Genomic DNA, 24,896 nt, shown 5'->3' on the forward strand with positions numbered 1-24,896 from the left:
AAAATCCGAACGATATTTTAAATTCGTTCGGATTTTAAGTGTGATCCCACCATGTTCTTTTATTTTTATTTTGTTACTTCAATAAGAACACTAGATAATATTTTCAGCACGAAGCAGCCCGAATACACGGAGACTCCTGTGGGATGAGAGGCATCGGTGAGACGGCGGTATGCGATAGCATACCGATGGCTCACCAGCCGCCCACGGAAAGCGAAGTGTATTCGGGCTGCAATTTTCCAGGGGAGTATGCAATATACTCAATTAAGATAATCAGTACTTTCTATCGACTATGAATCATTTTCCAGTTATAAAAAGTTAACATTTAAAGCTCTTTATTCGATAATGTTCTTCTTTTATTTGGCTGGTATTAGTTAAAAGTCCCAGCCTCATTGGACTTATTCTTTCTTAAAGTCAATTGTGCTTCGAACTGTATCAATTGGGCGTACCATTTTTTCAATTTCTTCACGTTGCGGCTCCAAGAATGGCGGGAGGGATAGTTTTTCGCCCAAAGTTTCGTAAGGCTCATCTCCCATGAATCCAGGGCCGTCAGTAGCAAATTCAAATAGAATCTGCGGTGCAACTCTTGCATAAAGAGAACCAAAGAAGAATCGGTCCACAAATCCAGACGTTTGAAAGCCGAAACCATGCAGACGTTTTTGCCATTCATCAAGTTCTGAACGATCATTTACACGGAATGCAGCATGGTGTACTGTACCATATCCTTGTTGGTGTGGCGGTAATACAACGTTTTTCTCAACGATAACTTGTGCACCATTTCCGCCCTCACCAACTTCAAATAAATGTGCACTGTCTTCCTGAGCAATCTCTTTAAAGAGCAGAACTTTTTCCATCATTTCTTTAAAATAATCAAACTGTGCAATACGAACAAAGAGTGGACCTAGTCCAGTAATCGCATATTCTAATGGAATTGGACCATTTTGCCATGGGGTTCCTGACTCAACACCTTCATTATTCTCATCAGAAATCAGCTGGTAATTCTGATCATCAAAGTCGACGAAAGATAGTACCTTTTTTCCAAACTGTTCCTTAATTCCAGTATGCTTTACTTCCATCCGGTCAAATCGTTTTACCCAATAATCTAAAGCCGCATCACTTGGCACACGAAAAGATGTTTTGTAAATCTCATTCGTTCCGTGCACACCCTTAGGAATGCCTGGAAAGTCAAAGAACGTCATATCTGTACCTGCACTGCCTTTATCATCTGCAAAGAATAAATGATACGTCTGAATATCATCCTGGTTCACTGTTTTCTTTACAAGACGCATCCCTAATACATATGTGAAAAATTTATAATTTTCTTCCGCACTGCTCGTAATGGCTGTTACGTGGTGCATGCCTTTTAAATGGTTCATCTCAAATACCTCCATTTTAGTTGGTAAAATAATTTTAATTAAGATATCTTTAATTCAGTATATGTTTATGATAACATGCATTCCTTTCACCTGTCAACCATACGAATATGTAAAAAAAATTGAACCCCCGCTCCTGTTAAGAGCGAGGGATTTAAGTCTTTATTCACGGGGCGTATTATCATCTTTATCTACACGGTATTCCGGATCGATTTCATCAGCGAATTCAGTTCCAAAGCTTGCTGAGTTCGTTATATCACGGTTATTATCTAAACGTGCATCTGTTTCAGGATCATAATAGAAGCTTAGACAAATAAGACCACTCAAACCAACTACAGCATAAATAATTCGTGAAATAGCTGAATCTTGACCCCCAAAGATACTTGCTACAAGATCAAACTGAAAAAGCGCAATAAGCCCCCAGTTGATCGCTCCAATAATAACAAAAGCTAAAGCGACTCTGCGTAATGTGTGCATCGATATTCACCTCCTGCAGTGTTATAGCCTTAGCTTTTCTTACCTGGATAATTTTATTCAGAAAAATTCATTTCCCATTATCTCCCTTCGGCCTCTCACGTTCTGTCGCGTGTAGATTTATGAAGGTATAGACTCCTTCTGCTTCCTATTTTAAATTTCCTTGCTTATTTTTGTTTTAATGACCTTTACAATTTCCATTGCAATTAATGCAGCCGCCGCGAGTCCTCCAGCAATCAGCCATTCATTGAAGCCAAAAGCTGCCGGGATATGGAATACCCCACGGGCAAATGGCAAGATTGTAATACCATATAGAATGAAGCCTAATATTACAGCTCCAATCACATATTTATTGGTAAAGATACCAGCCTGGACCACTGTTTGTGTATTTGATCTAGCTGAAAATGTCTGCAATGTTCTCGATAGAATCAATGTTGTAAATGCCATTGCGACACCCATTTCGTCCGAATATGCCAAACCAATATAGAAGGAGATAATGACTGCAATCCCAATGATGAGTCCACGGGCTATTACTGCTTGCAATGTACCCCCTGCAAAGATTCCTTCCTCAATATCACGAGGTTTCCGCTTCATAATATTTGGCTCTGACTTTTCCATTCCCAAAGCAATAGCTGGCAGGGAATCATTTACCAGGTTGATAAATAAAAGCTGTAATGCGGTAAAAGGATTGGGAAGATTAAAGATTACTGCATAAAGAATTGCAATAATTGCTCCTAAATTCCCAGCGAATAAATAACTGATCGCCTTTTTAATATTGTCATAAACTGTCCGTCCAACTCCAACTGCTTTAACAATTGAAACGAAATTATCATCTGTTAAAATCATGGCAGCTGAGTCCTTTGCTACATCTGTTCCGCTTCCCATTGCAACTCCAATATCAGCCTGTTTTAATGCCGGAGCATCATTTACACCATCACCAGTCATTGCAGATATTTTACCTTTTTTCTGCCAAGCCCGTACGATGCGGATTTTATTTTCTGGAGATACCCTTGCATATACAGAAATGGATTCCAGCTTCTCATCTAACTCTTGATCACTTAATGCGTCCAGCTCCTGACCAGTTAAAGCGAGATCTCCTTCATAAACTAAACCAATATCTTTGGCAATTGCAGAGGCTGTCGTTTTATGATCGCCAGTAATCATCACTGTGCGAATCCCGGCTTTCCTAGCTTCCACAATAGAATCATAGACTTCCTCTCTCGGCGGATCAATCATTGCAGTTAACCCAATCAGCACAAAATCCTGCTCATCTTCTGCAGCAATTTTCATTTTTTCAGCTGGTAATCGTTTATAGCCATACGCCAATACCCGTAAAGCTTGGTTTGAGAACTCCTCATTTGCTTGCTTAAACTTCTCTAGTACAGCAGCAGTCATCGCAACTTCCTCACCGTTTTGCAGGACATAGCTTGCCCGATTCAGCATAATATCGGGTCCACCTTTTGTCAGCATCAGCTGCTGGTTATCTATGTTATGAATTGTTGACATCCGTTTACGATCTGAGTCAAATGGCAGCTCGCCTTGCCGAGGGAATTCGAGCCGAAGCTCTTTGTAGTTCTTAAAATGCTTGTCTACAAAATTAATTAATGCAACTTCAGTTGGATCACCGATTTCATTCCCATCCTGATTAACCTGAGAATCATTACATAGTGCAGCAGTATAGAATAATAACCGTTCAGACTGCTGCCATGACTTCGAAACTCCATGCTCCTTTTTATCAAGGACAAAATAATCCGTTACAGTCATTTTATTCTGTGTGAGTGTTCCAGTTTTATCTGTACAAATAACACTTGCACTTCCCAGCGTTTCCACTGCAGGAAGCTTTCTGATAATCGCATTCTGTTTTGCCATCTTATTTGTTCCGACTGATAGAACAATTGTGACAATCGAAGACAATGCTTCTGGAATAGCAGCAACTGCTACTGCTACAGAGAACATAAGTGCATTTAAGATAGCTGCCCCTGTATCTGCTTCTGCTTCACCAAACCAAATCCGAACGGCTTGGACTGCAAAGATAAGGATACAGAGCAGAAGAATACCCAATCCCAATTTCTTTGAGAATCCTTCTAATTTGCGCTGGAGTGGTGTCTGCTTTGCTTCCGCCGTTGCAATGAGATTAGCAATTTTACCAATCTCCGTTTCTTCCGCTGTTCCTGTAACAACAAATGTACCACGGCCATTTACTGTGAGCGAGCTGCTGAATACCATATTGATACGGTCACCAAGCGCTGCTTCCTCTTCAATTTTCTCTATATTTTTTAATACCGCTTCCGACTCTCCTGTCAGCATCCCTTCATTCACTTTCAGGGATTCACTTGAAATAATCCGTCCATCTGCCGGAATAAAGTCGCCAGCTTCAAGAATAACGATATCCCCAGGCACAAGCTCTCTTGCTGGAATGATTTCACTTGTACCTTCCCGCACTACTTTAGCCTCCGGAGCGGACATATCGCGCAAAGCATCAAGTGAGCTTTCTGCTTTTTTTGTTTGTACAACACTAATTACAGCGTTAATAAGCAACACGAGGAAAATGATAATTGATTCTGCAATTTCACCCAGGATAATTTGGATGCCGGCTGCGGCAAGTAATACGACAACCATGGGATCCTTAAAGCTCTCAAGAAATAATTTCCATGTTGGCACTTTTTCTTTATCTTGGATTTCATTATAGCCATACGTTTCAAGACGCTTTCTTGCTTCCGCTTCACTTATACCCTCTTCCGACGAATCAACGGATTGTATAGCCTCTTCTGTACTTTTGCGATATTGTTCCATGATTATTTCCCCTTTTTCTAAGATTATTATAATAGCGTGTTGTGTGTATTTTATATTTAGTCCTCAGATCAGGTGCTGCACTGGAAAAGTTTCCATTCTCAATCAATAAATATTTACTTATAGCTTACCCTAAAATTGGAAAACAAAGAGCATATTTAGATGAATTTTTCATTAACATATTACATCAAAAAAAGACGTTGGGACAAAAGAAATATAATTTAATAAAATCCGAACGATACTTTAAATTCGTTCGGATTTCAAGTGGAATCCTGATTCCCTTAATTCAGATTAATGTCTTTTTTTCTTACTTCTCCGATGTAGGTCCGCATTCCAAATGCCCCTCGCTTTCCGCAGGCGGCTGGTAAGCTCCCTTCGTGCTGCGCACGCAGTGATCTTACCGATGCCTTTCCTCCTGCAGGAGTCTCGGAGCATTTGGAATGCTCCCAGAAAAAATAGGGATTTATCTCATTGAATGATGTCAGAAGATATGCACGTTAATTATTCTAATATTGTTTTTAGGCTACACACTGTCATAATTTCAGAGGTAATCCAACAAGTTCTTTTATTTTTATTTTGTTATTTCAGTAAGAACACTAAATAGTATTTTCAGCACAAAGCAGCCCGAATACACGGAAAGCGAAGTGTATTCGGGCTGCGATTTTCCAGGGGAGTATGCAAAATACTGAATTAAGGTAATCAGTATTTTGTATCGACTATGAATCATTTTCCAGTTATAAAAGGTTAACATTAAAAGCTCTTTATCCGATAATGTTCGTCTTTTATTTGGTTGGTATTAGTTAAGTCCCAGCCGCTTAGCATATGCTATACGCCATTAAGTCTGGTGATAAAAACTCATATGAGTCGGCGACTTTACTATTAAATCTTATAAAGTCTTCCCTGTTGCTCCGCTTTGACATGATGTCAAGGAATTATTCTATCTTCCCTATCATAAAACGCTCTTTGATTATAAAAGTAAAAGCACAAGATAAGGAGCTGCAATAGATACAAACACAGCACTCAATACCATTGCTATCGTACTGAGTGAAGCTTCTAAGTCACTTCTTCCCATCGCTGAGGCTGTGCCGATTGCATGTGATGCACTTCCAATCCCTATCCCCCTGCCTATCTCTGTATGAAGGCGGAAAAACTTAAAAACAAATGGGCTGATTAACACGCCACCAGCTCCTGCAATGACTACAAACACTGCTGCAAGTGACATTGGCCCTTCCAAAGTATCAACAATCGATATTGCTACAGGGGTTGTAACTGACTTTGGTGCTAAGGCAAGAATAAGCTCTCTTTCAAACCCTAACCACTTTGCAAGAAGCACACCTGAAGATACGCCAACCACAGCCCCTGTCATTGTGCCAACCAAAATTGGTCCTGCTAGTTTTTTTAACATATCATAATGATTATAAAGTGGCAGAGCTAAGGCAACAACAGCTGGACCCATGAAAAACTCAATCCACTTGCCACCAAGCATATACGTCTCATAAGGGATATTGAATACGAGTAAAAAGACGATTATGATTCCAGATACAATTAGAATCGGCTGCGCTAATGGTGAGTTACGGCCACTCTGTATTTTCTTGCTTACTAAATAAAGCAGGATGGTTACGATAATTACAATTATCCCAATGAAAAAATCAATCATGTTGTGCTTCCTTTCTGCTGGCAAGTCGCTGACTGATCGCTCCTGAAAGTCCCATAACAAGTGCGGTACTGAAAAGAGCCGTCAGAAGCAGCAATATTCCCCGACCAGTAAATAATTCCAAGTAATTTATAAATCCAATCGTTACTGGTATAAAGAATAATGTTAAATGGTTCAGAATAAGCTGTGTACCCTCTTTTATCCAAGCAAATTTAATTACTTTCAGTTTTAATAAGAAAAATAAAAGGAGCATGCCGATTACACTGCCTGGGATGGACAAACTCAATATATCTTGTATCCAGTTTCCTATTAAAAGCAGCGCATATAAAGCTGCAATATGTACAATTATTTTCATTATCTTCACGATACCAAACACCTCTTTATTACATTTATTCACAACTATTGCTGTTTAGCTTTCTGACTGTTCTTCTCCCTGAAGTCTCCAAGCCTGTTCACACTTCATTTTCCGTGAGCGGACTGGTGAGGTGAGTAATATGGGAACTGTGGACTTCCGGTTGAGGAAAGAGAGGAGCCATATGCATAGGTTCAACAGCAATATAAAGAGTATAGCAGAATATTGTTGATGGAAGAAGGAGAGCGATTTGGCAAGAATTTTTTGAATTGTTGAGCATGAAGAAGAGGGCTAGCAATAATTGCCAGCCCTCTTCGAATACCAAGATTAACCGAAACGTCCTGAAATATAGTCCTCTGTACGGCTGTCATTTGGATTTGTAAAGATTTTATCTGTTTGATCGAATTCAATTACTTCTCCATTTAAGAAGAAAGCTGTTTTATCTGAAATACGTGCAGCCTGCTGCATATTATGAGTAACGATTATAATTGAGTATTCTTTGCGCAGTTCTTGTACAAGCTCTTCAATCCGCAGTGTTGACTTCGGATCGAGTGCTGACGTTGGTTCGTCCATCAGAATGACATCTGGCTCAATAGCCAAGCAGCGGGCAATACAAAGACGCTGCTGCTGGCCACCAGAAAGACCATAAGCATTCTCATTTAAACGGTCTTTTACTTCATCCCAAATCGACGCCCCTCGAAGACTCTTTTCAACGACTTCATCAAGTATTTTCTTATTCTTGATTCCATGAATTTTTGGTCCATAGGCAACATTTTCATAGATTGTTTTCGGGAAGGGGTTTGGTTTCTGAAAAACCATACCTACCTGTGTTCTTAAATCCTCTACTCGAAAACTTCTATCAAGAATATTTTTTCCTTTATATTTAATCTCACCAGTCGTACGCACTCCTGGCACAAGCTCTACCATACGATTCAGGGTTTTAATATACGTAGATTTACCGCAGCCTGAAGGTCCAATAATAGCTGTTACTTCCTTTTCATTAATAGAAAGGTTTATATCCTTTAATGCATGTGTATCTGTATACCAAAGATTGAGATTCTTGGTATCAAATACTGCACGATTTTCTTCTCTGCTCTCTGCAGCATTCATTTTGCCTTTATTGTCCAGCTTCACCGTAATTTTATTTTTGTCTGATACAGGACTCATCATCTTCACTCCTTAACTCTTGAATGGGTACGTTCTTTCCCTATATTAAATTTAAGTTTTTATTTTAGTATCTTTGTTGGAACTTGTTTCGAATAAATATTGCTATTGAATTCAACAGGAATAAAAGTACTAACAGGACAATGATTGTTGCTGCCGCAAGATAAGCATATTCTGCAACTAATGAAGAATCCAGTGTCCAGTAATAAATCTGCATTGGCAGTGCCGTAAACGTATCAAAGATGCCTGCCGGAAATGGAATTAATAAAGCTGGAATCCCTAATACAGTAAGTGGAGCTGTTTCTCCAATTGCACGAGAAAGAGCTAAAATCGATCCAGTTAAAATTCCAGGCAATGCCGCTGGCAAGATAATCTTCTTAATCGTTTGCCATTTCGTAGCACCCATCCCATAACTTGCTTCACTTAAAAATTGCGGAACTGCGCGGATTGCTTCTTGAGATGCCACAATTACAATCGGAAGAACTAGTAATGATAACGTTAAGCCACCTGCTAAAACGACATTTCCAAATTCCATTGCCCGCACAAATAGTGTTAATCCAAGTAAACCGTACACGATTGATGGAACACCAGCTAAATTAGAAATATTTGTCGCAATAAAGTTCTGGAACTTTCCGCGTTTAGCATAGAGTTCAAGATAAATTGCTGTAGCTACGCCAATAAATAATGTTACAGGGATAACAACTACCATTAACCACATCGTACCTAAAATAGCACCCATTATACCTGCTCTTTCTGGACGGGTTGATTGGCGGCCAGTTAGAAAATCCCAATTAATCCAAGTAAGACCTTGTTCAAGTACACGGTAAATGAGAATCGCCAGCACGGCTAAACCAAATAATGTCGATAGGAAGAATACGAGCTTTAGAATATTGTTATTGCGTATGCGGGATTTCATTCTTTTTTGTACAATCGTTTCATCTATTAATTTCATGATTAATACTCCTCCCTAAACTTACGAGAGACATATCTGGCAAGAATGTTCATTAGTAATGTAAATACAAATAACGTTGCTGCTACAGCATATAGACTATAATATATCGTTGATCCCGCTGGAGCATCTCCACCCGAAACCTCAACAATATATGCAGTCATCGTCTGCATGGATTGCGTGATATCAAATGTAAAGTTTTTTGAACTTCCACTTGCAATTGTCACAATCATCGTCTCCCCAATTGCACGGGAAATCCCTAATACAAAAGAAGAAATAATTCCTGATAAGGCCGCAGGGATAACAACTTTGAACGTCGTTTCCAGTTTAGTAGATCCTAAACCAAGTGCACCTTCTCGCATAGAGTTAGGTACTGCTGTCATTGCATCTTCAGACAGAGATGCAATCATCGGAATAATCATTACACCCATAACGATACCCGGACTAAGTATATTTGTTGCTGCCACCTCTGGAAAGACAGACCGGATCAATGGAGTAATAAAAGTAAATGCAAAGAACCCATAAACAATTGTTGGAATACCTGCCAGAATCTCAAGCATCGGTTTTAACACACGCCTTACACGCTCCGAAGCATATTCACTCAAAAAGATTGCTGACATTAAACCGACCGGACCTGCAACCAGCATTGCAATAAGGGATGATATAATCGTTCCATTAATTAGCGGCAACACGCCAAATTCCGGGTTCTGACTCATTGGTTTTAGCACCGTTCCTGTAAAGAACTCCCAAATTGGCACCCGTTTAAAAAATTCAAATGCCTCCGTGAATAAAGTTAGAATAATACCTACTGTTGTTATAACAGAAATTAATGCTATAAGAAGCAAAAGAGTCGGAATAAATCTTTCTGTGACATTAGAGATACTTTTCTTTTGTTTCTTATCAGCAATCATCTTTCTGATGTTTACAGCGTTATTTTTTGCATCGCTGTTAGCTGCCATTACTGTCGTCCCCTTCCAGAGCTATTAAAAAAGTTGGCTGTCATCACAGATTTTACGCGACAACCTCCATCATATTTATGTATTTAGAAAGACAAACCCTTCTTATTCATAAAAAGTAACAACAAGATGAGAGCACTATTCTGCCCTCATCTTATCCGTTCCTCATCTATTTACACGATTATTATTTAAGAGCTTCTAATTCTTCAACCAGTGTATTTGCTTCTTCTTCTGGAATTGGAGCAAATCCAGTTTCACCGGCAAAGTCATTCGTATGTTGCATAATATAAATTGCATAGTCTAATACCTGTGGCTTTTCTTTTGCATTATTCACGTTTAAGTATGTAAATACTGGACGTGTGAAGTCTGCATAGTCACCATCTTCAGCGATTGTATCAAGTGATGGCTCAACCGGTCCATCTCCAAAATCAACACTTACAGCTTGTACCTTGTCCTGGTTGCTCACGTAGTAACCGAAACCAAAGAATCCGATTGAATTTGTATCTTCAGCAATTAAAGTAACAAGTGTTGAGTATTCTTGTTGAAGGTTAATATCACTTACTAAATCTTGCTCTTCTAGTATATTCTCATAGAAGAATTCATATGTGCCATGGTTTTCGTTTGGACCATACGTATTAATTTTCTCATCTGGCCAATCAGGATTAACATCTGACCAGTTTGTATATTCACCAAGGAAGATTCCTGTGATTTGTTCTGGAGTCATTTCAGCAGCCCAGTCATTTTCAGGGTGTGTAACAATTGTTAAACCATCAAGGGCTACTTTTAATTCTTTTACTTCGATACCAAGCTCTTCTGCCTTCGAAGTTTCTTCATCTTTAATTACGCGGGATGCATCGTTAAAATCTGTTCCATTTTCTACTAAGAACTTCTCAAAACCAGCACTCGTACCAGCACGACTCACTTCAACTGAAACATTCGGCTGTTCGTTGATCATATATTCTTCAGCAAGTACTGACATCAGTGGAAATACTGTTCCAGATCCGTCTATTACAACATTGCCTTCAAGCTCCGCAGAGTCACCTTCAGCAGCTTCATCTGTTTCTGCATTTGCATCTTCTGATTCCTCTGTTTCAGAACCATTTCCTTCTGAATCATCTTCCGCTCCGCCGCATGCTGCTAGCGTTGCTGCAATTACTCCAACGAATAGGAGTAAAAGAAAGTTCTTGAGTTTCATACGAATTTGTCCTCCCCAAATTTAAATAGATTATTTTTCTTGAGTGGCTTTTCTGCCCTCAATTACTAGTATAGTAGCCGAATGTAAAGTAAGTATTATCCGATTGTAAAGCTTTTGTAAATTCGGGTCTTTTACCTGATAAACCATTCAAACATCGGCTGCTATTTTATGCGATTCGTCATAGTATTCGCATACCCTGCACAAATATACACACATAAAGAACCGTGTATAAAGTAGCGCTTTATACATTAAACGGGGGAGTAGGTTATACAAGAACTGCTCTTTCACTTCTAAAGAAAACTGCTTTCTCAGGGAAATCAGTCATAATTACATCAACCTTTAAATCAAGAAACTGCTTGATCTCATCGATACTGTTAACTGTCCATACCCGAACCTGGGAATTATATTCCTTTAAAATAGATGGATTTTTCAAGATGATATCTTTCCCAATATGAAGTCCTTCCAGTGATAGTGCTTCACTATATTCCTCCGGATGGGAGATAGACTGATGAAGGAGCCAAGCAATTTTTGCATCTCTATCCAGTTCTTTAATAGAAAGGATGCTTGGCAAATGGAAAGATGAAAAAATAATCTTCCTGTCCCCTCCATATAAGTTGCAAAGTTCCAGCGCCTTTTCCTCTATACCTGTATAGCGAAAAGGAAAAGTCTTGAGTTCAATGTTTAATTCGACTTCTGGATTGGCCTCCAATAATGTGAAAACCTCCTTTAGTGTGGGAATTGTTTCTTCATCCCATGCTTCATTATATTTAGGAAATTGTTTAAAATTCGCTCCTGCACTATATTGCTTGATTTCATCTAGCGTTAGATCCTTAACAAAGCCGGTTCCTGTTGTTGTGCGATCCAGTTTTTCATCATGGATTACAACAACTTCTCCATCCTTTGTAAGCTGGATATCAATTTCTAGTCCATCCACACCTTGTTCGATTGCCTTTTTAAAAGAAAGCAGTGTATTCTCAGGATATTCTCCCATTGCCCCACGATGACCATAAATTTTCGTTTTTTTCATATTTCCCGCTCCCTTATCTATTCATTTCTTAACTATTGCACCAAGCAGGCCTCAAACACCAAATATCATACGCTCCCTATTTTAAGTAGAGTGCTGACAACCTTAAATTTTCACTGTCACCCGCATCCCGTTCACATTCCGCTCTCCGCGGGCAGCATTTAGACTGCGGATTTCCAGTCGAATAGATAACCAGCCAAAATCTTTTTTGAATGAAGGGTATCCACAATTTATATTAACTATGACGAAAGCTAATCTGCTAAGATAATTGGATTTTTCTGCGTAAAAGGTGAGTCCATTTGTTTAGAAAGAAAGAATAAAGCGATTATCGCTTTATTCTTTCCATGTTTTATTATTCCCCACGTGCAGCGTTTGCTTGTTCGATTGCACTATTCAGTTGATCAACCATTGTATTGTACGCATCTTCTGCGTCGCCGCCATTGTAGATGGTTTCCAGTGCTGTTTCTGTGATTCTTCTTTCTTCCGGAATCATATCCATAACCGCGCCTTGTGTAGCATAGGAAGAATTTGCTGCTTGCAGCTGCTCAACTGTCACCTGAAGCTGCGGCATTTCTTCGTACGCATCTTGGACAATTTGCTCCTCATATGCGGCAGGGTTAATCGCAAAGTATCCAGTATCTACATGCCACTGTGCTTGAATTTCAGGCTGCTGCACGAATTTCATAAAGTCCCAGGCTGCATCTTTTTCAGCTTGTTCTTTACCGTCAACCATCCATAGACTCGCTCCACCGATTACCACACCTTCACGTTCTTTCTCTTCAGGATGGGGCAGGAAGGCAATTCCTACATCAAATGGTGCATTGTCGATTACATCTCTTGAGCTTGCAGACGATTGCAAGAACATCGCCACATCACCAGCAAGGAAGCCAGCAACCATATTATCACCATTTGTTCCATAGTTAGCGAATGTTCCATCATTCACCATGTTCTCAACCCAGTTAAAGATTGATTTCCCTTCTTCTTCTGAGAAGCCAATTTCAGTTGGTGTATCTGAACGGCCATTATCATTGTTCATTAATAATGCACCTTGATTTGCAAGCAGCTGCTCATATAACCAGCCATATGCCTGTAGTGCGAAACCTTTCATATTGGAATCATTTTCTTTGATTTTCTTACCAGCTTCTTCAATTTCCTCAAATGTTGCTGGAGGATTTTCAGGGTCTAAGCCAGCTGCTTCAAAAGCATCCTTATTGTAATACATAACAGGTGTAGAAGAGTTAAAAGGCATAGAATAGAACTGATCATCTATGTTATAGTAGTTAACTATATTCTCTTCTAAATAGCTCATATCATAATTCTCAGCATCAATATAATTTTGGATTGGCTCAATTTGTCCACTGTTTACCATAGACATTGTTCCAATCTCAAATACTTGAATCATTGTCGGTGCACTATCTGTTCCCGCTACACTATGAAACTTTGTTAAAGCTTCATCATAACTGCCCTGGTACTCTGCATTCACTTGCACATCATCCTGCGACTCATTATAAGCGGCAACAATTGCATCTAATGCTTCTTGACCAGCGCCTCCCATTGCATGCCAAAATGTAACAGTCTGTTTTTCAGAGCTGCCTTCATCTGTATTAGCTGCATCTGGTGCTGATCCGTTGTCTGACTCCTCCGCTTCTCCTTTTGAGCCACAAGCTGCCATCATTAATAAAGCGAAAATCATGAATAAAACCGCTAAAAACTTTTTCATTAAACTGTCCACTCCTTTTTATTATTGGGAGAATCAGAGGCTATCCCTGCTATCCCATTTATTTTAAAGCACCTTCTGTCAGACCTTTTTGCAGTTTCTTCTGGCCTAGGAACAAAAGGATTAATGTTGGAATAATAACAATAATGGCACCAGCCATGATGACACCCCAGTCATTCAGCTGTTCCTGTGTCTGGAGCTGCTTCAAGCCAATCTGCACTGTACGAACAGAGTCGTTTGTTGTTGCAAGAAGCGGCCAAAGATACATATTCCATGATGTAAGGAAGCCGTACGCGCCCAAGGTAATCATGCTCGTCTTTGCTACAGGAAGAACAACCGTTAAATAAAACTTGAAGTCCCCCATCCCTGTAAGGAGACTTGCTTCCCGGAGCTCTTTCGGTATCTGCTTGAAATTCTGGCGCAGTAAAAAAGTGCCAAACGCCATCGCAAAGAATGGTACAGACAGCCCTGGATAAGAATCAATCCAGCCTAAGTCACGAATCGTATGGAAGTTCGGAATAATCGATGCCTCAAAAGGCACCATCATGGTTGCGATGAATAAATAAAAGAGAAAATCTCTTCCCTTGAATTCCAGAAAAACAAATGCATATGCTGCTAGACTCGAAAGCATCAGCTGACCAAGCATAATTAAAATAGAGATTAGAAAGCTATTAAATAAGTACTTTAGTAAAGGAAATTGATTAAACGCCTTTACATAGTTATCAAATGTCAGAACAGATGGCAAACTTCCCGTCATAATATCTTTATTTTCCATAAAGCTCATCACAAATGCCATAATGGTTGGCGCAAACACAACTGCGGCAGATACTGCTAATAGAATGTATAATGTAATTTTTCTGCTTAACGGCAGGCTCATTGGTAATGGACCTTCCTTTCACCGATTTTAAACTGGATCACGGTCATAATTAAAATAATGATGAACAACAGCACAGCCTGCGCACTCGCTGAGCCAAATTGATAGTTTACAAATGCTTCACGGTAAATGGAGTACACAATGAGATTTGTCGTATTCTGCGGTCCGCCCTGTGTCAGGATATCAATCTGCCCAAAGGTCTGGAACGCATTAATAATTGTTACCGTTACTACAAAAAACAATGTAGGTGACAGCATTGGGATTGTAATTCTTCTCAGCTTATAAAAATAGCCAGCACCATCAATATCTGCACTCTCATAAAGGTATGAGTCAATTGACTGCAGACCTCCCAGCAATATGAGAAAAGTGAAACCAAGATTCATCCAAATCGTCGTAATTGAGATGGCAATCAAAGCCCAAGTTGGATCTGTTAACCAGCCGACCTTATCCAATCCCAGATTACTGATCAGGATATTTAAAAACCCAATTGATGGATGAAAGAGATATAACCAAAATACAGATGCTGCTGCAACAGAAATTCCCATTGTCGAAGAATAGATTGTCCGGAAGATTCCTATTCCTTTTAACTTTTCATTTGCAATCACTGCTAAAAATAAGCTGATAATGATTGTTAATGGTACGGTATAAAGTACAAAGAGAAAGGTCGATTTCATGCTTTGCATGAATATTGGCGACTGGAACATTCGGATGAAGTTATCCAAGCCCACAAATACAGTTGTTTCCCCTGCTGCGTTTGTTAAAAAAAAGCTTAAATAAATCGTTCGGCCAAGCGGGTAGAACAGGAATACAGTAAATAACACGATAGAGGGAAGCAGGAATAGCATTCCTTTGAAAAATGCCTTCACCCGCTGCTTCTTCTTATATTGCTGCAGATCAAGAGTTGTCAGTTCCTCCGGTTTTGTCAACGTACTTGTCATACTCATATCGCAGCAACCTCTTGCTTTTTATTGATTAAAGCAGGTCTGACCAAAGCACCGGTATCCGTATCAAAAAAACTTACATAGTCCATATCCATTTTTACGGGAACACGATCGCCAACTTGTACTGACCACTGTCCTGCCCATTTCGCTGTCCAAAGCTCTTTACCTATATCAAATGCTAGAACTGTCTCATTCCCCAGCTGTTCCACATTAACAATTTCTAAATGATGTGTAGCATTTTCACCTGTTGCAGGAAAAATATGCTCTGCTCGAATACCAACCGTCACATTTCCAACACGGTGAATTTTCTCAAGATAACCAGAATGATTATGTAAAGCTAGTTCATTCTCCACTATCAGACTTTCTTTGTCTTCAGCAAAAACAGCTTTGCCCAGATTCATTTTCGGAGAACCAATAAACGAAGCAACAAATAAATTAGCGGGTTCATTGTAAAGCGATATTGGTTTTCCTACCTGTTGTACCTTCCCATCATTCAACACCATGATCCGGTCTCCCATCGTCATCGCTTCAACTTGATCGTGGGTAACATAAATCATCGTTAAACCAAGCTGTTTCTGCAGGCGGCGAATTTCCACACGCATATGCGCTCTCAGTTTCGCATCCAGGTTCGATAATGGTTCATCCATCAGACAGAGTGGTGCTTGGCTTACTACAGATCTTGCAAGGGCAACACGCTGTCTTTGTCCTCCCGACAGTTCTCGAGGCTTTCTCTTTAAAAGCTCTGCCAGTCCCATCATAGCCACCGTTTCCATTAACCGCTTTTGTTGCTCTTGCTTATTTACTTTCTTAGCATTTAAACCAAATAATATATTTTGTTCCACAGTAAGATGCGGGTATAATGCATAATTCTGAAATACCATTGATAAATTTCGTTCTTTTGGCGGGAGATGATTTACAATCTTTTCGCCGATTCTCATCGTGCCTTCAGTAATCTCTTCAAGCCCCGCAATCATTCGCAGTAAAGTACTCTTCCCAGAGCCGGATGGCCCTACTAAAACAAAGAATTCTCCTTCCTCTATCTGAAGATCAATTCCATTTAACACACTTTTCTGCTTATCATATGACTTAGATATATCAACCAGCTCGACATGACTCATATCATCTGCCTCCTTTAGCTCACATATCTCATTTAAGCATATGAAAAGAAGAAAAAAGGCTAATTTACATATTATTAACTGTAAGTTTAAGCCCGATTAATAACATTAATCAGATGTTTACAAACTATAGGGAATAAGGTCTGAAACGTTTACAATTCAAATGAGAAAATACCTATTTCACACCCCCTTTTATTTTCTTCCATTCGATTATAAAAATGAAGCGATATTTAAGGGAGGAGTTTTATAAGATGAAGATTTATTTGGACCCCGGTCATGGGGGAAGCGATCCTGGCGCTATCGGGAATGGCATCCAAGAGAAAGAAGTTGTACTTGATCTCGCAAAGCGAATCAAACAGCAGCTGGAAGTGTATACAGGAGTCAGCATCAAATTAAGTCGGACAACAGATATTACAAAGAGTCTTACAGCAAGAACAAATGAAGCAAATGTATGGGGAGCAGCTATTTTCCTGTCCATTCATTGCAATGCCTTTAACAGAAAAGCCCGAGGATATGAGGATTTTATTTATGACAAATTAAGTTCCCGTGCAGCTGCTCGCAGGTACCAGGATATTCTGCATGAAAAAGTCGCCAATACTATTGGATTGCCGAGTCGGGGAAAAAAGCAGGCAAACTTTCATGTTCTTCGGGAGTCCAAGATGCCTGCTATCCTAACAGAAAATGGCTTTATTGATCATCCAGAAGATGCAAAACGGATGAAACAAGCCGATTGGAGGGAACGAGTTGCAAAAGCGCACACAGAAGGTCTTGTAAACATCTTTCAATTGAAAAGGAAGCAGCAGAAACCAGCAGGATACACAGTAATGGCGGGATCATTTCAATATGTAAAAAATGCAGAAGGCAGAAAAATCTTCCTCGAAGCAAAAGGAATAGCCTCACAAATTCAGCAAGTAAAAGTGGGGAGAACTACAATGTATCGTGTCCAGACGGGAACCTATCAAACGAGAGATGCAGCAAAGAAACAATTACAGTTAGTGGAAAGCACTAGGGTGGAAGGAGTTATAATGAAGATAAGTTGAATAAAAGGCAATGGGACAGCAAAATCAAATCTGCTGTCCCATTACCTTTTAAACTAGTCGTACAGCAAGGAGAAACCCGACTGTACAATTAGTCCATTACCCATTTATCTTTGCTGAATAAAATTCTGCTTATGACAAAGATAACCACAATACAGACAATATTGCTTCCTAGCATCATTAAAATATGCTGGTAATCTACAATGCCAAATATTAATTCTGTAATGATTGCAAAGATATTAACAAACGGTGTAATGAAATGATTGGCTGTTAACTCGTTTACACCAAGTCCACTGATCATGAAAAGCGGGAACATTGTCAGCATCGTCACTGGTGTAGCGTAACTTTGAGCTTCTTTTACGGTTTTCCCAACAATGCTTGTTACCATTAATAAAGCACCAATAAAGAACGCATATACTATAGATACAAGAATGCCAATGCCAATAACCTGAATTGTTTTGTCCCCAAATGATACAGCCATTTTCAAGTTTTCTGTGAAAAATGCAATCTCAAAGGCTACAATGCCCAAAGTAAGGATTCCAATAATTGCACCTAGGGAGCCGATTGTCAAATACTTGGCAAGCAGTAATGTCGAACGATTAACAGGCGTCATTAACAGGGCTTCCATTGTTTTTCGTTCCTTTTCTCCCGCAAATAAATCTGCTGCAGATGGGCTTGCACCAACACCGATTGCAATCGCAAGAATTAATGGGATAAGGATAGCGAGCAGCATAATATTTGAGTCTTCTGCTGAGATTTCGCGCTGCTCCACTGTAAATGGCTGCATGACAGCAGGATTAACACCCTGTTCCTTTAATCTCTCAGCAGTAATCACTTTTTCATATGCAGCTAATTGATTTGTAACAAGATACATCAGATTCGTTGACTTTTGACTAAACGTGTCACCAATAATCTCAATATTTCCTTCTTCACCATTTTGTAAATTCTCATCGAATCCATTAGCAAAAAGTACTGCAGCCTGTGCTTCGCCATCTAATACCTCTTGCTCCGGATTGTCAGCCACAACTAATTCCACATTTTTTAATTCAGCAAACAGACTTTCCTGATTACTCGTTAAGGAACTTTTAACTGCAAGTGTATACGTTTCGTCTGCATCATCCGAAATCATATTTTCATAGTAAAGAGTTAAAGCAGTCATCATGACTAAAGGCAAAAGCACTGTCAGCAGCAGGGTTCTTTTATCTCTGAATGAATCAATCATTTCTTTTTTATAGATTTTAAATAGCATAGCCCTCATCCCCTCTAACTAATTTACTCATGAAGATATAATTCAGATCTTGGCTGTTTTCTTCTTTATAAAGTGCTTCAATCTCTCCATGATAGACTAATTGTCCTTTGTGAATCATCGCAACATGGTCACAGAGCATGGAAACCTCTTCCATAATGTGACTGGAAAAGAGAATTGTCTTTCCTTGTGATTTCAGTTCCTGCACAAGCTGACGGAACACATTAGACGCTGTAATATCCAAGCCTGTTGTCGGCTCATCGAATAAAATGATATCTGGATTGTGTATAAGCGTGCGGGCGATTGCCATTTTCTGACGCATTCCCTTCGAAAAGCCCTCCACCTTGCGATCAAGATAATCACGCATACCGAACATCTTCGTTAATTCATCAATTCTTACCTTTGTTTCATGCTTGCTCAGGTGATAAAGCGCTGCGAAGTATTCCAAATTTTCACGTGCTGTCATCCGATTATATAAACCAGTTTCACCGCCGAACAAAACGCCCATTTGTTTTTTTATTTTATCTGGATGCTTTACTGTGTCGTGGCCATCTATCGTGATTTTCCCTTCAGTTGGTGTCAGCAGCGTAGCGACAGACCTTAGCAGCGTCGTCTTCCCTGCCCCATTTTCTCCAAGAAGCCCAACAATTTCTCCCTTTCCAACGTTAAAAGAAACATGATTTAATGCTGTTACAGACATCTTTTTATCTTGAAAACGCTTCGTCACATTTTGAATCTCTATCATTTTTTTGCCGCCTTTCGTTTAATTGGTTAACTTTATTGTAAGTAAATCCTCCCCCCAATTCACTAGACATGTCGCAAAAGTTCCTTTTCATGTCGCGAAAGGGTCAAATTCTTGTTTAATAATGGTATAATAATGCAAAAAGCACATGCAAATCGCCTGTTTCCCGCGCTGGGCGATAAAATATGATGAGATTAGAAAGTACAGGTGGTTGCTTTATGCTGAAGGTTGGTATTGTTGACGATCGGCAAATCGATCTGGATAAAGTAATAGGGATTGCCTCACAAATGGAAGGTGTCGAAATCATTTTTGCCACCACATCCGCCGAAGAGGCATATGAACAAATAAAAAAGGAAGAAATCAATTTGCTTATTGCTGATATTGAAATGCCGCATCTTTCCGGCTATGAGCTTGCAGATATCATCCATTCACATGCTCTGCATATCCACGTAATTTTTGTTACGGGCAATAGCGGGTATGCTGTACATGCTTTCGAAATCAATGTACATGATTATATTATGAAACCGTATACGAAGGACAGATTAACGACTTCGATTGACAGAATCATCGAAAAGACAAAGCAAGCAGAAATTACAGGAAGAATTTATATTAAAAATAAAAACGACATTCATATTGTTTTAAAGAAAGACATTATTTTTATTGAACGTACGGGCAGATCCACAACAATTCACACAAAAAACAGGGCCGTTAAAACCTATCAAACATTGAAAGAACTTGAAGGGGAGTTGCGAGAAAGAGACTTTATCCGCTCACACCGTTCTTTTATCATTAATATCCATTACATTAAAAACTTTTCATTGTACGCTAAGAATTCTTTTGTTGTCACTTTCGAGGGAATTGAGGAAAAAGCGATGATTACGAAGGATAAAGTTGACTTTCTGCAGGAAAATTACTTTTAACTGAAGGGGAATGCTACTTGAAGGCTGTACATATATATTGGATTAGCATCACACTAATAGCTGTCATACATATTACTTATTTATCCAGCATTCTTTCATTAAATCTTCCCCTCTTTGCTGCGGCAGTTGTTGTGGGAGGAGTTGTTTTTCTTTTATATAAAAAAGCTCTTTTTTCTATTGACAGGCTTAGCACGAAACATAATATTTTACTATACGGCTTGCAGATTGGCATTCTTATTCTCTATCCACTCATTGAACAAGCCTGGGCCTGCTTGATTCTATTCCTTCTTTTTATCGGAGTGGAGATTTTGCGGCATCAGCTTGGCAGACAATTAGCTGCTGCCGATCAGTTACTTCTTGAACAAAACAGGGAAATTGATCATATGAACAAGACATTTCTTGTCGTACGCAAAGAAAGGCATGACTTTCTAAAACATATTTCTGCCTTGCATTATATGCTGGAAAATAAGGAGAATGAAGGTGCTGCTGGATACCTCAATGAATTGGTTGAAGGATATAAAGCAACAAATCTGTCCATCCAGGGAGAAAGAGGAACAGTTGCCGGCATTCTTCATCAAAGCTATCAGCTGGCGAAGGAAAAGGGTATTGAATTTATCTATGACCTTGAGTCTCCAATCTCTTCGCTGCCGCTTGCCGACTCAGAGATTACAGCATTAATTGGAAATATCTTAGGCAACGCGCTTGACGCCAGCGAGGAATGGCAAAATACAACTGGAAAGCAAGCAGCGATCACGTTACAGGCTTATAAACGAAGTGGACTCTTTCTTATTAATTGTAAAAATCATACCAATCGAATTCCAAATGAAGTGCTGGATCAGTTATTTAAAAAGCATGGGTTAACGACCAAAACCGGCAATCACGAAGGATTAGGAACAAAGATTATTACAGACATCGTACAGAAAAATCAAGGACATCTTAATTTCATCCATAAGAATGAAACATTTACGATTCATATAAAAATGCCGGCAATTCATTGATTACATAAGAAATCATGAAAGGGAGATTAAATATGATACTGTATCGCTTACCATTGATGATTCTAACGACGAGTTTGCTTTATATTTTCATTGTTCCCGATGAACCGCTCTTATTTAAATTACTTTTTAAAGTCCTTCCTATGGGAATCATCATTTATTATGGATACCGTCTGCTGCCAAAGGATAAAAAACGAACACACTGGCTTATTCTTGCAGGTTTGTTCTTTTCAGTAATTGGTGATGCCACATTGCATTGGTTCCTTATTGGTTTATCCGCCTTTTTTGTTGGCCATGTTTTTTATTGCTTTGGTTTCTTTTCAAAAGCTTCCTATACTAAACTTCGGACTGCTGCATTCGCTCCAATAGCTATCTATGGTATTGTTTTTGCAATGCAGCTTATTCCTGCACTGCAAGCAAAGGGAGATCATGCACTGGTTATTCCAGTTATTGCTTATATTATTGTTATTTCTCTAATGCTATGGTCCGCTATTCTAACTGGTAATGTATTTGCAGCATGTGGCAGTCTGCTATTCGTGATTTCCGACTCTATCCTTGCTTGGAATAAGTTTGTTGAGCCAGTTGGCTTTGCAGACCCACTAATTATGCTGAGTTATTACGGTGGACAATTTCTAATTGCAACGAGCCTTTATTCGCTCGTAAAGACGAATCGCCGTATTGTTTGGTAGCTTGTCCAAGCAATCATAATAAAGGATTTTGCGCTGAAGTCATGGTATTCTTAAGTAGATGTATTGTTTCTTGTTTTAGGGGGAATTTATTTTGAAGCTACATGCAAAGGAAATTTTTTCAGTTCCAAACATCTTATCTTATATCAGGCTTCTGCTTATTCCTGTATTTGTTTATCTGTTTCTTAACGCTACAGAGAATAAAGACTATTATTTTGTCGGCCTTATTATTTTATTATCCGGTATTACCGATTTATTAGATGGAATGATTGCCCGCAAGTTCAACCAGATTACTGAACTTGGGAAAGTTGTTGATCCAATTGCAGATAAATTGACACAGGCTGCAGTTGTAATCTGTCTCATGTTCCGTTATCCGTTTATGTGGATTATCGTTATTCTATTTGTCATTAAGGAATTATTTATGGGAATCAATGGCTTAATTTTATTAAAACGCGGTAAAAAATTGGATGGGGCAAAATGGTTTGGAAAGCTGTCTACGGCAGTATTCTACGTGGCAATGGGCATTCTGATTACCTTTCCAATGCTGAATGCTGGGTTTGTATCACTGCTCATGATTATTACAGGAATCTTCCTGTCACTTTCATTTATCATGTATATACCCGAATATATTAAGCTCTACCGGGGTAAAATTGCATAAGAAAAGGAAAGCAGCGTTTATTACTGCTTTCCCTTTTTTTATACTTTATTTTCTTAATGGTTTTAATGCTGAACTCCAAGCAATTACCTGATCAAGCATTTGGTTGGCATTGTCTGCATGGAAATCTGCTGGCTTGAATACAGAGAAGTTCTCAAAATCAGCTAAAAGTGAGAATGTTACTGCTGTACGTACGTCAGCTACTTGTAATTCCCCAAGGATTAAGCGAAGGTTCTCATGTGCACGTGTTCCACCTAAGCTGCCATATCCAACAAATCCAGCTGCTTTGTTATTTACTTCAGGGTTTAAATAGTCAAGCGCATTCTTTAATGCCCCGCCAATTGCATGATTATACTCAGGAGCTACGATAACGTAACCATCGAATGAAGCAATTTTATCAGACCATGCTTTGATTGTTGCATTTGCCTTCTCTTGTTCTGCTTCAGGAAGAGCCTCCCCTAAGAATGGCAGTCTATAATCAGCTAAGTCAACGATTTCGTATTCTACACCTTCATCATTACGCTTCATTGCAAAGTCATACATCCATTTTGTTACTTGTTCTGCATTACGTTCTTGTCGAACACTTCCTAAAATAATTCCGATTTTTAGCACAATAAATTCCTCCTGCTGTTTATGTTTAATTAAATATAACTGAATTACATATAATATAGCATGTTTTAATTTAAATTGCAAGCTTTTTATTCCCTTTATTCACTAACTTACCTTTCGTAATCTTCATTCTTAATTTCTGCCTAATCTCCCATTTATAAAAAGATAATCTCCAATAGAAGCTTGTGACATTTGGAGCATTTTTTAATTACAAAGCGAGAATTCTCAGAACATTGACAGGTATTGTGCTATAATTATTATATTTATTGCAGAATCGCTCATATTTTGCATTTTTAGGAAAAAATACAAAATAGAGCACAATGGGAGAGGGTTTGATGAAGAGAGTATTAAAACTAGGAAGTGCGTTTATCGGTGTTATTATTGGAGCTGGCTTCGCATCCGGACAAGAAATCTTGCAATATTTCACCAGTTTTGGTCTGTTCGGCACAATTGGAGCGATTCTATCCACTGCTCTATTTGCATATTTAGGCATGGTGTTAATGCAACTTGGCAGCAGGATGAAAACAATCTCCCATCGTGATGCAATTTATAAAATCAGCGGAAGATTGTTTGGAGCAATTATTGACTATATCATCATCTTTACACTCTTTAGTGTTGGGGTAGTAATGATTGCAGGTGCGGGAGCTAATTTAAGCCAGCAATTTGATTTCCCTTATTTTGCAGGAACTACATTAATGGTGCTTCTTGTTCTTGTAGCTGGAATGACAAATATCAATCGTTTTGTAACGATTATTGGCAGTATCACACCATTCCTTATTTTGATTGTAATTATCCTGTCAGTTTATAGTGTATTTACCATGGATAATTCCTTTACGGCACTTAATGACCTTGCTTTAAAACAACGGACGTCATTGCCAAACTGGTTTATCTCAGCAATTAATTATGTTTCCTTTAATATTGCTGTTGGTGCCTCAATGGCGCTTGTTATGGGCGGGGCTGAGAAAGATGAGAAAGTCGCTGCCCGCGGAGGCCTTGTTGGCGGCTTGGGAATTGGTATTCTAATCGTATTAAGCCATCTGGCAATCTTCTCAAAAATTGAATCTGTCCAGGGCTACGATATGCCCATGCTGCAGCTTGCCAATCAGGTTTCTCCATACTTAGGATTTTTCATGGCGATTGTCTTATTTGGAATGATTTTTAACACGGCCGCAAGTATGTTCTTCTCTTTTGGTGCAAGATTCTTCAAGATTGGAACCACAAAGTTCAAAACTTTCCTTGCGATTGTTTTGACCATTGCATACTTATTAAGCTTCGTCGGTTTTACAAAACTTATTGAACACTTTTATCCGCTGATTGGCTATCTCGGTTTGTTCTTAACCGGAGCGCTGATTATTGCATCGGTTCGAATGCGTAAGGAAGATGAAGTTGAAAAAAGCTAGAGAAGTCTCGTTTAAAATTTTAAAAAACAGC

Annotated in this window: 23 protein-coding genes; 6 read left to right on the plus strand and 17 right to left on the minus strand. The window is 39.1% G+C overall.

The features are described 5' to 3' along the window. Window positions 1-395 precede the first annotated feature (395 nt). From NST93_RS13260 to NST93_RS13325, 14 genes are all read right to left on the minus strand, one after another. Window positions 396-1,373 (minus strand): ring-cleaving dioxygenase, encoded by a 978-nt coding sequence (locus tag NST93_RS13260; protein WP_405097783.1) that lies wholly within the window; start codon window positions 1,371-1,373, stop codon window positions 396-398. 159 nt (window positions 1,374-1,532) lie between these two features. Beyond that, on the minus strand, window positions 1,533-1,847 hold the full coding sequence (locus tag NST93_RS13265) for a DUF378 domain-containing protein (RefSeq protein ID WP_405097785.1): 315 nt from the start codon (window positions 1,845-1,847) through the stop codon (window positions 1,533-1,535). 150 nt (window positions 1,848-1,997) lie between these two features. After that, window positions 1,998-4,637, minus strand: coding sequence for a cation-translocating P-type ATPase (locus NST93_RS13270; protein WP_405097787.1), 2,640 nt, complete (start codon window positions 4,635-4,637; stop codon window positions 1,998-2,000). Between the two features lie 964 nt (window positions 4,638-5,601). Beyond that, window positions 5,602-6,291 carry an LrgB family protein gene (locus tag NST93_RS13275; RefSeq protein WP_405097789.1) on the minus strand — a complete coding sequence of 230 codons (690 nt, stop codon included), beginning with the start codon at window positions 6,289-6,291 and terminating at the stop codon, window positions 5,602-5,604. Further along, complete coding sequence (locus NST93_RS13280) at window positions 6,284-6,643, minus strand: CidA/LrgA family protein (protein WP_405103884.1); 360 nt, start codon at window positions 6,641-6,643, stop codon at window positions 6,284-6,286. The genes NST93_RS13275 and NST93_RS13280 overlap by 8 nt, the downstream gene beginning before the upstream one ends. A gap of 324 nt (window positions 6,644-6,967) precedes the next feature. After that, complete coding sequence (gene pstB / locus NST93_RS13285; protein WP_405103886.1) at window positions 6,968-7,750, minus strand: phosphate ABC transporter ATP-binding protein PstB; 783 nt, start codon at window positions 7,748-7,750, stop codon at window positions 6,968-6,970. A gap of 121 nt (window positions 7,751-7,871) precedes the next feature. Then, the gene (gene pstA, locus NST93_RS13290; RefSeq protein WP_405097791.1) at window positions 7,872-8,756 is read right to left on the minus strand and encodes a phosphate ABC transporter permease PstA; all 885 of its coding nucleotides are present in this window, start codon (window positions 8,754-8,756) and stop codon (window positions 7,872-7,874) included. A 2-nt stretch (window positions 8,757-8,758) separates the two neighbouring features. Further along, on the minus strand, window positions 8,759-9,712 hold the full coding sequence (gene pstC, locus NST93_RS13295; protein ID WP_405097793.1) for a phosphate ABC transporter permease subunit PstC: 954 nt from the start codon (window positions 9,710-9,712) through the stop codon (window positions 8,759-8,761). 181 nt (window positions 9,713-9,893) lie between these two features. Further along, window positions 9,894-10,904, minus strand: a complete 1,011-nt coding sequence (locus tag NST93_RS13300) for a PstS family phosphate ABC transporter substrate-binding protein (RefSeq protein ID WP_405097795.1) — start codon at window positions 10,902-10,904, stop codon at window positions 9,894-9,896. Between the two features lie 265 nt (window positions 10,905-11,169). After that, window positions 11,170-11,931, minus strand: a complete 762-nt coding sequence (locus tag NST93_RS13305; RefSeq protein WP_405097797.1) for a glycerophosphodiester phosphodiesterase — start codon at window positions 11,929-11,931, stop codon at window positions 11,170-11,172. A 349-nt stretch (window positions 11,932-12,280) separates the two neighbouring features. Next, on the minus strand, window positions 12,281-13,648 hold the full coding sequence (locus tag NST93_RS13310; protein WP_405097799.1) for an ABC transporter substrate-binding protein: 1,368 nt from the start codon (window positions 13,646-13,648) through the stop codon (window positions 12,281-12,283). Between the two features lie 58 nt (window positions 13,649-13,706). Next, on the minus strand, window positions 13,707-14,522 hold the full coding sequence (locus NST93_RS13315; RefSeq protein ID WP_405097800.1) for a carbohydrate ABC transporter permease: 816 nt from the start codon (window positions 14,520-14,522) through the stop codon (window positions 13,707-13,709). Beyond that, window positions 14,519-15,457, minus strand: a complete 939-nt coding sequence (locus NST93_RS13320; protein ID WP_405103888.1) for a carbohydrate ABC transporter permease — start codon at window positions 15,455-15,457, stop codon at window positions 14,519-14,521. The genes NST93_RS13315 and NST93_RS13320 overlap by 4 nt, the downstream gene beginning before the upstream one ends. 2 nt (window positions 15,458-15,459) lie before the next feature. Further along, window positions 15,460-16,578, minus strand: a complete 1,119-nt coding sequence (locus tag NST93_RS13325) for an ABC transporter ATP-binding protein (RefSeq protein ID WP_405097802.1) — start codon at window positions 16,576-16,578, stop codon at window positions 15,460-15,462. Window positions 16,579-16,826: 248 nt separating this feature from the next. Between NST93_RS13325 and NST93_RS13330 the strand changes: the two genes are divergently transcribed. Continuing rightward, window positions 16,827-17,615 carry an N-acetylmuramoyl-L-alanine amidase gene (locus NST93_RS13330; RefSeq protein ID WP_405097804.1) on the plus strand — a complete coding sequence of 263 codons (789 nt, stop codon included), beginning with the start codon at window positions 16,827-16,829 and terminating at the stop codon, window positions 17,613-17,615. A gap of 88 nt (window positions 17,616-17,703) precedes the next feature. On the opposite strand, the gene NST93_RS13335 is transcribed toward NST93_RS13330, so the two are convergent. Together NST93_RS13335 and NST93_RS13340 are read right to left on the minus strand one after the other, a co-directional pair. Beyond that, window positions 17,704-18,861, minus strand: a complete 1,158-nt coding sequence (locus NST93_RS13335; protein WP_405097806.1) for an ABC transporter permease — start codon at window positions 18,859-18,861, stop codon at window positions 17,704-17,706. Continuing rightward, on the minus strand, window positions 18,851-19,603 hold the full coding sequence (locus NST93_RS13340) for an ATP-binding cassette domain-containing protein (protein WP_405097808.1): 753 nt from the start codon (window positions 19,601-19,603) through the stop codon (window positions 18,851-18,853). Before NST93_RS13340 ends, NST93_RS13335 begins: the two co-directional genes overlap by 11 nt. A gap of 215 nt (window positions 19,604-19,818) precedes the next feature. Between NST93_RS13340 and NST93_RS13345 the strand changes: the two genes are divergently transcribed. The 4 genes from NST93_RS13345 to NST93_RS13360 all read left to right on the plus strand — a co-directional run bounded on the left by NST93_RS13345 (window position 19,819) and on the right by NST93_RS13360 (window position 22,859). After that, complete coding sequence (locus tag NST93_RS13345; RefSeq protein ID WP_405097810.1) at window positions 19,819-20,520, plus strand: LytR/AlgR family response regulator transcription factor; 702 nt, start codon at window positions 19,819-19,821, stop codon at window positions 20,518-20,520. A 17-nt stretch (window positions 20,521-20,537) separates the two neighbouring features. Then, a complete protein-coding gene (locus tag NST93_RS13350) occupies window positions 20,538-21,518 on the plus strand; it encodes a sensor histidine kinase (protein ID WP_405097812.1) in 981 nt (326 codons plus the stop codon). A 32-nt stretch (window positions 21,519-21,550) separates the two neighbouring features. Then, a complete protein-coding gene (locus tag NST93_RS13355) occupies window positions 21,551-22,204 on the plus strand; it encodes a lysoplasmalogenase (protein WP_405097814.1) in 654 nt (217 codons plus the stop codon). 91 nt (window positions 22,205-22,295) lie between these two features. Further along, window positions 22,296-22,859, plus strand: coding sequence for a CDP-alcohol phosphatidyltransferase family protein (locus tag NST93_RS13360; protein ID WP_405097816.1), 564 nt, complete (start codon window positions 22,296-22,298; stop codon window positions 22,857-22,859). Between the two features lie 45 nt (window positions 22,860-22,904). Here the strand turns inward: NST93_RS13360 and NST93_RS13365 are convergent, their stop codons facing one another. Continuing rightward, window positions 22,905-23,468: an NADPH-dependent FMN reductase gene (locus NST93_RS13365; RefSeq protein WP_405097818.1), complete on the minus strand. Its 564-nt coding sequence runs from the start codon at window positions 23,466-23,468 to the stop codon at window positions 22,905-22,907. A gap of 332 nt (window positions 23,469-23,800) precedes the next feature. On the opposite strand from NST93_RS13365, the gene NST93_RS13370 reads away from it, so the two are divergent. After that, complete coding sequence (locus NST93_RS13370; RefSeq protein WP_405097820.1) at window positions 23,801-24,865, plus strand: hypothetical protein; 1,065 nt, start codon at window positions 23,801-23,803, stop codon at window positions 24,863-24,865. Window positions 24,866-24,896: the final 31 nt, after the last annotated feature.

The sequence above is a fragment of the Oceanobacillus sp. FSL H7-0719 genome (assembly GCF_045040795.1).
Taxonomy (GTDB): Bacteria; Bacillota; Bacilli; order Bacillales; family Amphibacillaceae; genus Oceanobacillus.

Coding starts and splice junctions, on each gene's coding strand:
- NST93_RS13260 (WP_405097783.1), bottom strand. CDS start 1,373: ATGAACCATTTAAAAGGCATGCACCACGTAACAGCCATTACGAGCAGT.
- NST93_RS13265 (WP_405097785.1), bottom strand. CDS start 1,847: ATGCACACATTACGCAGAGTCGCTTTAGCTTTTGTTATTATTGGAGCG.
- NST93_RS13270 (WP_405097787.1), bottom strand. CDS start 4,637: ATGGAACAATATCGCAAAAGTACAGAAGAGGCTATACAATCCGTTGAT.
- NST93_RS13275 (WP_405097789.1), bottom strand. CDS start 6,291: ATGATTGATTTTTTCATTGGGATAATTGTAATTATCGTAACCATCCTG.
- NST93_RS13280 (WP_405103884.1), bottom strand. CDS start 6,643: ATGAAAATAATTGTACATATTGCAGCTTTATATGCGCTGCTTTTAATA.
- pstB (WP_405103886.1), bottom strand. CDS start 7,750: ATGAATGCTGCAGAGAGCAGAGAAGAAAATCGTGCAGTATTTGATACC.
- pstA (WP_405097791.1), bottom strand. CDS start 8,756: ATGAAATTAATAGATGAAACGATTGTACAAAAAAGAATGAAATCCCGC.
- pstC (WP_405097793.1), bottom strand. CDS start 9,712: ATGGCAGCTAACAGCGATGCAAAAAATAACGCTGTAAACATCAGAAAG.
- NST93_RS13300 (WP_405097795.1), bottom strand. CDS start 10,904: ATGAAACTCAAGAACTTTCTTTTACTCCTATTCGTTGGAGTAATTGCA.
- NST93_RS13305 (WP_405097797.1), bottom strand. CDS start 11,931: ATGAAAAAAACGAAAATTTATGGTCATCGTGGGGCAATGGGAGAATAT.
- NST93_RS13310 (WP_405097799.1), bottom strand. CDS start 13,648: ATGAAAAAGTTTTTAGCGGTTTTATTCATGATTTTCGCTTTATTAATG.
- NST93_RS13315 (WP_405097800.1), bottom strand. CDS start 14,522: ATGAGCCTGCCGTTAAGCAGAAAAATTACATTATACATTCTATTAGCA.
- NST93_RS13320 (WP_405103888.1), bottom strand. CDS start 15,457: ATGACAAGTACGTTGACAAAACCGGAGGAACTGACAACTCTTGATCTG.
- NST93_RS13325 (WP_405097802.1), bottom strand. CDS start 16,578: ATGAGTCATGTCGAGCTGGTTGATATATCTAAGTCATATGATAAGCAG.
- NST93_RS13330 (WP_405097804.1), top strand. CDS start 16,827: ATGAAGATTTATTTGGACCCCGGTCATGGGGGAAGCGATCCTGGCGCT.
- NST93_RS13335 (WP_405097806.1), bottom strand. CDS start 18,861: ATGCTATTTAAAATCTATAAAAAAGAAATGATTGATTCATTCAGAGAT.
- NST93_RS13340 (WP_405097808.1), bottom strand. CDS start 19,603: ATGATAGAGATTCAAAATGTGACGAAGCGTTTTCAAGATAAAAAGATG.
- NST93_RS13345 (WP_405097810.1), top strand. CDS start 19,819: ATGCTGAAGGTTGGTATTGTTGACGATCGGCAAATCGATCTGGATAAA.
- NST93_RS13355 (WP_405097814.1), top strand. CDS start 21,551: ATGATACTGTATCGCTTACCATTGATGATTCTAACGACGAGTTTGCTT.
- NST93_RS13370 (WP_405097820.1), top strand. CDS start 23,801: ATGAAGAGAGTATTAAAACTAGGAAGTGCGTTTATCGGTGTTATTATT.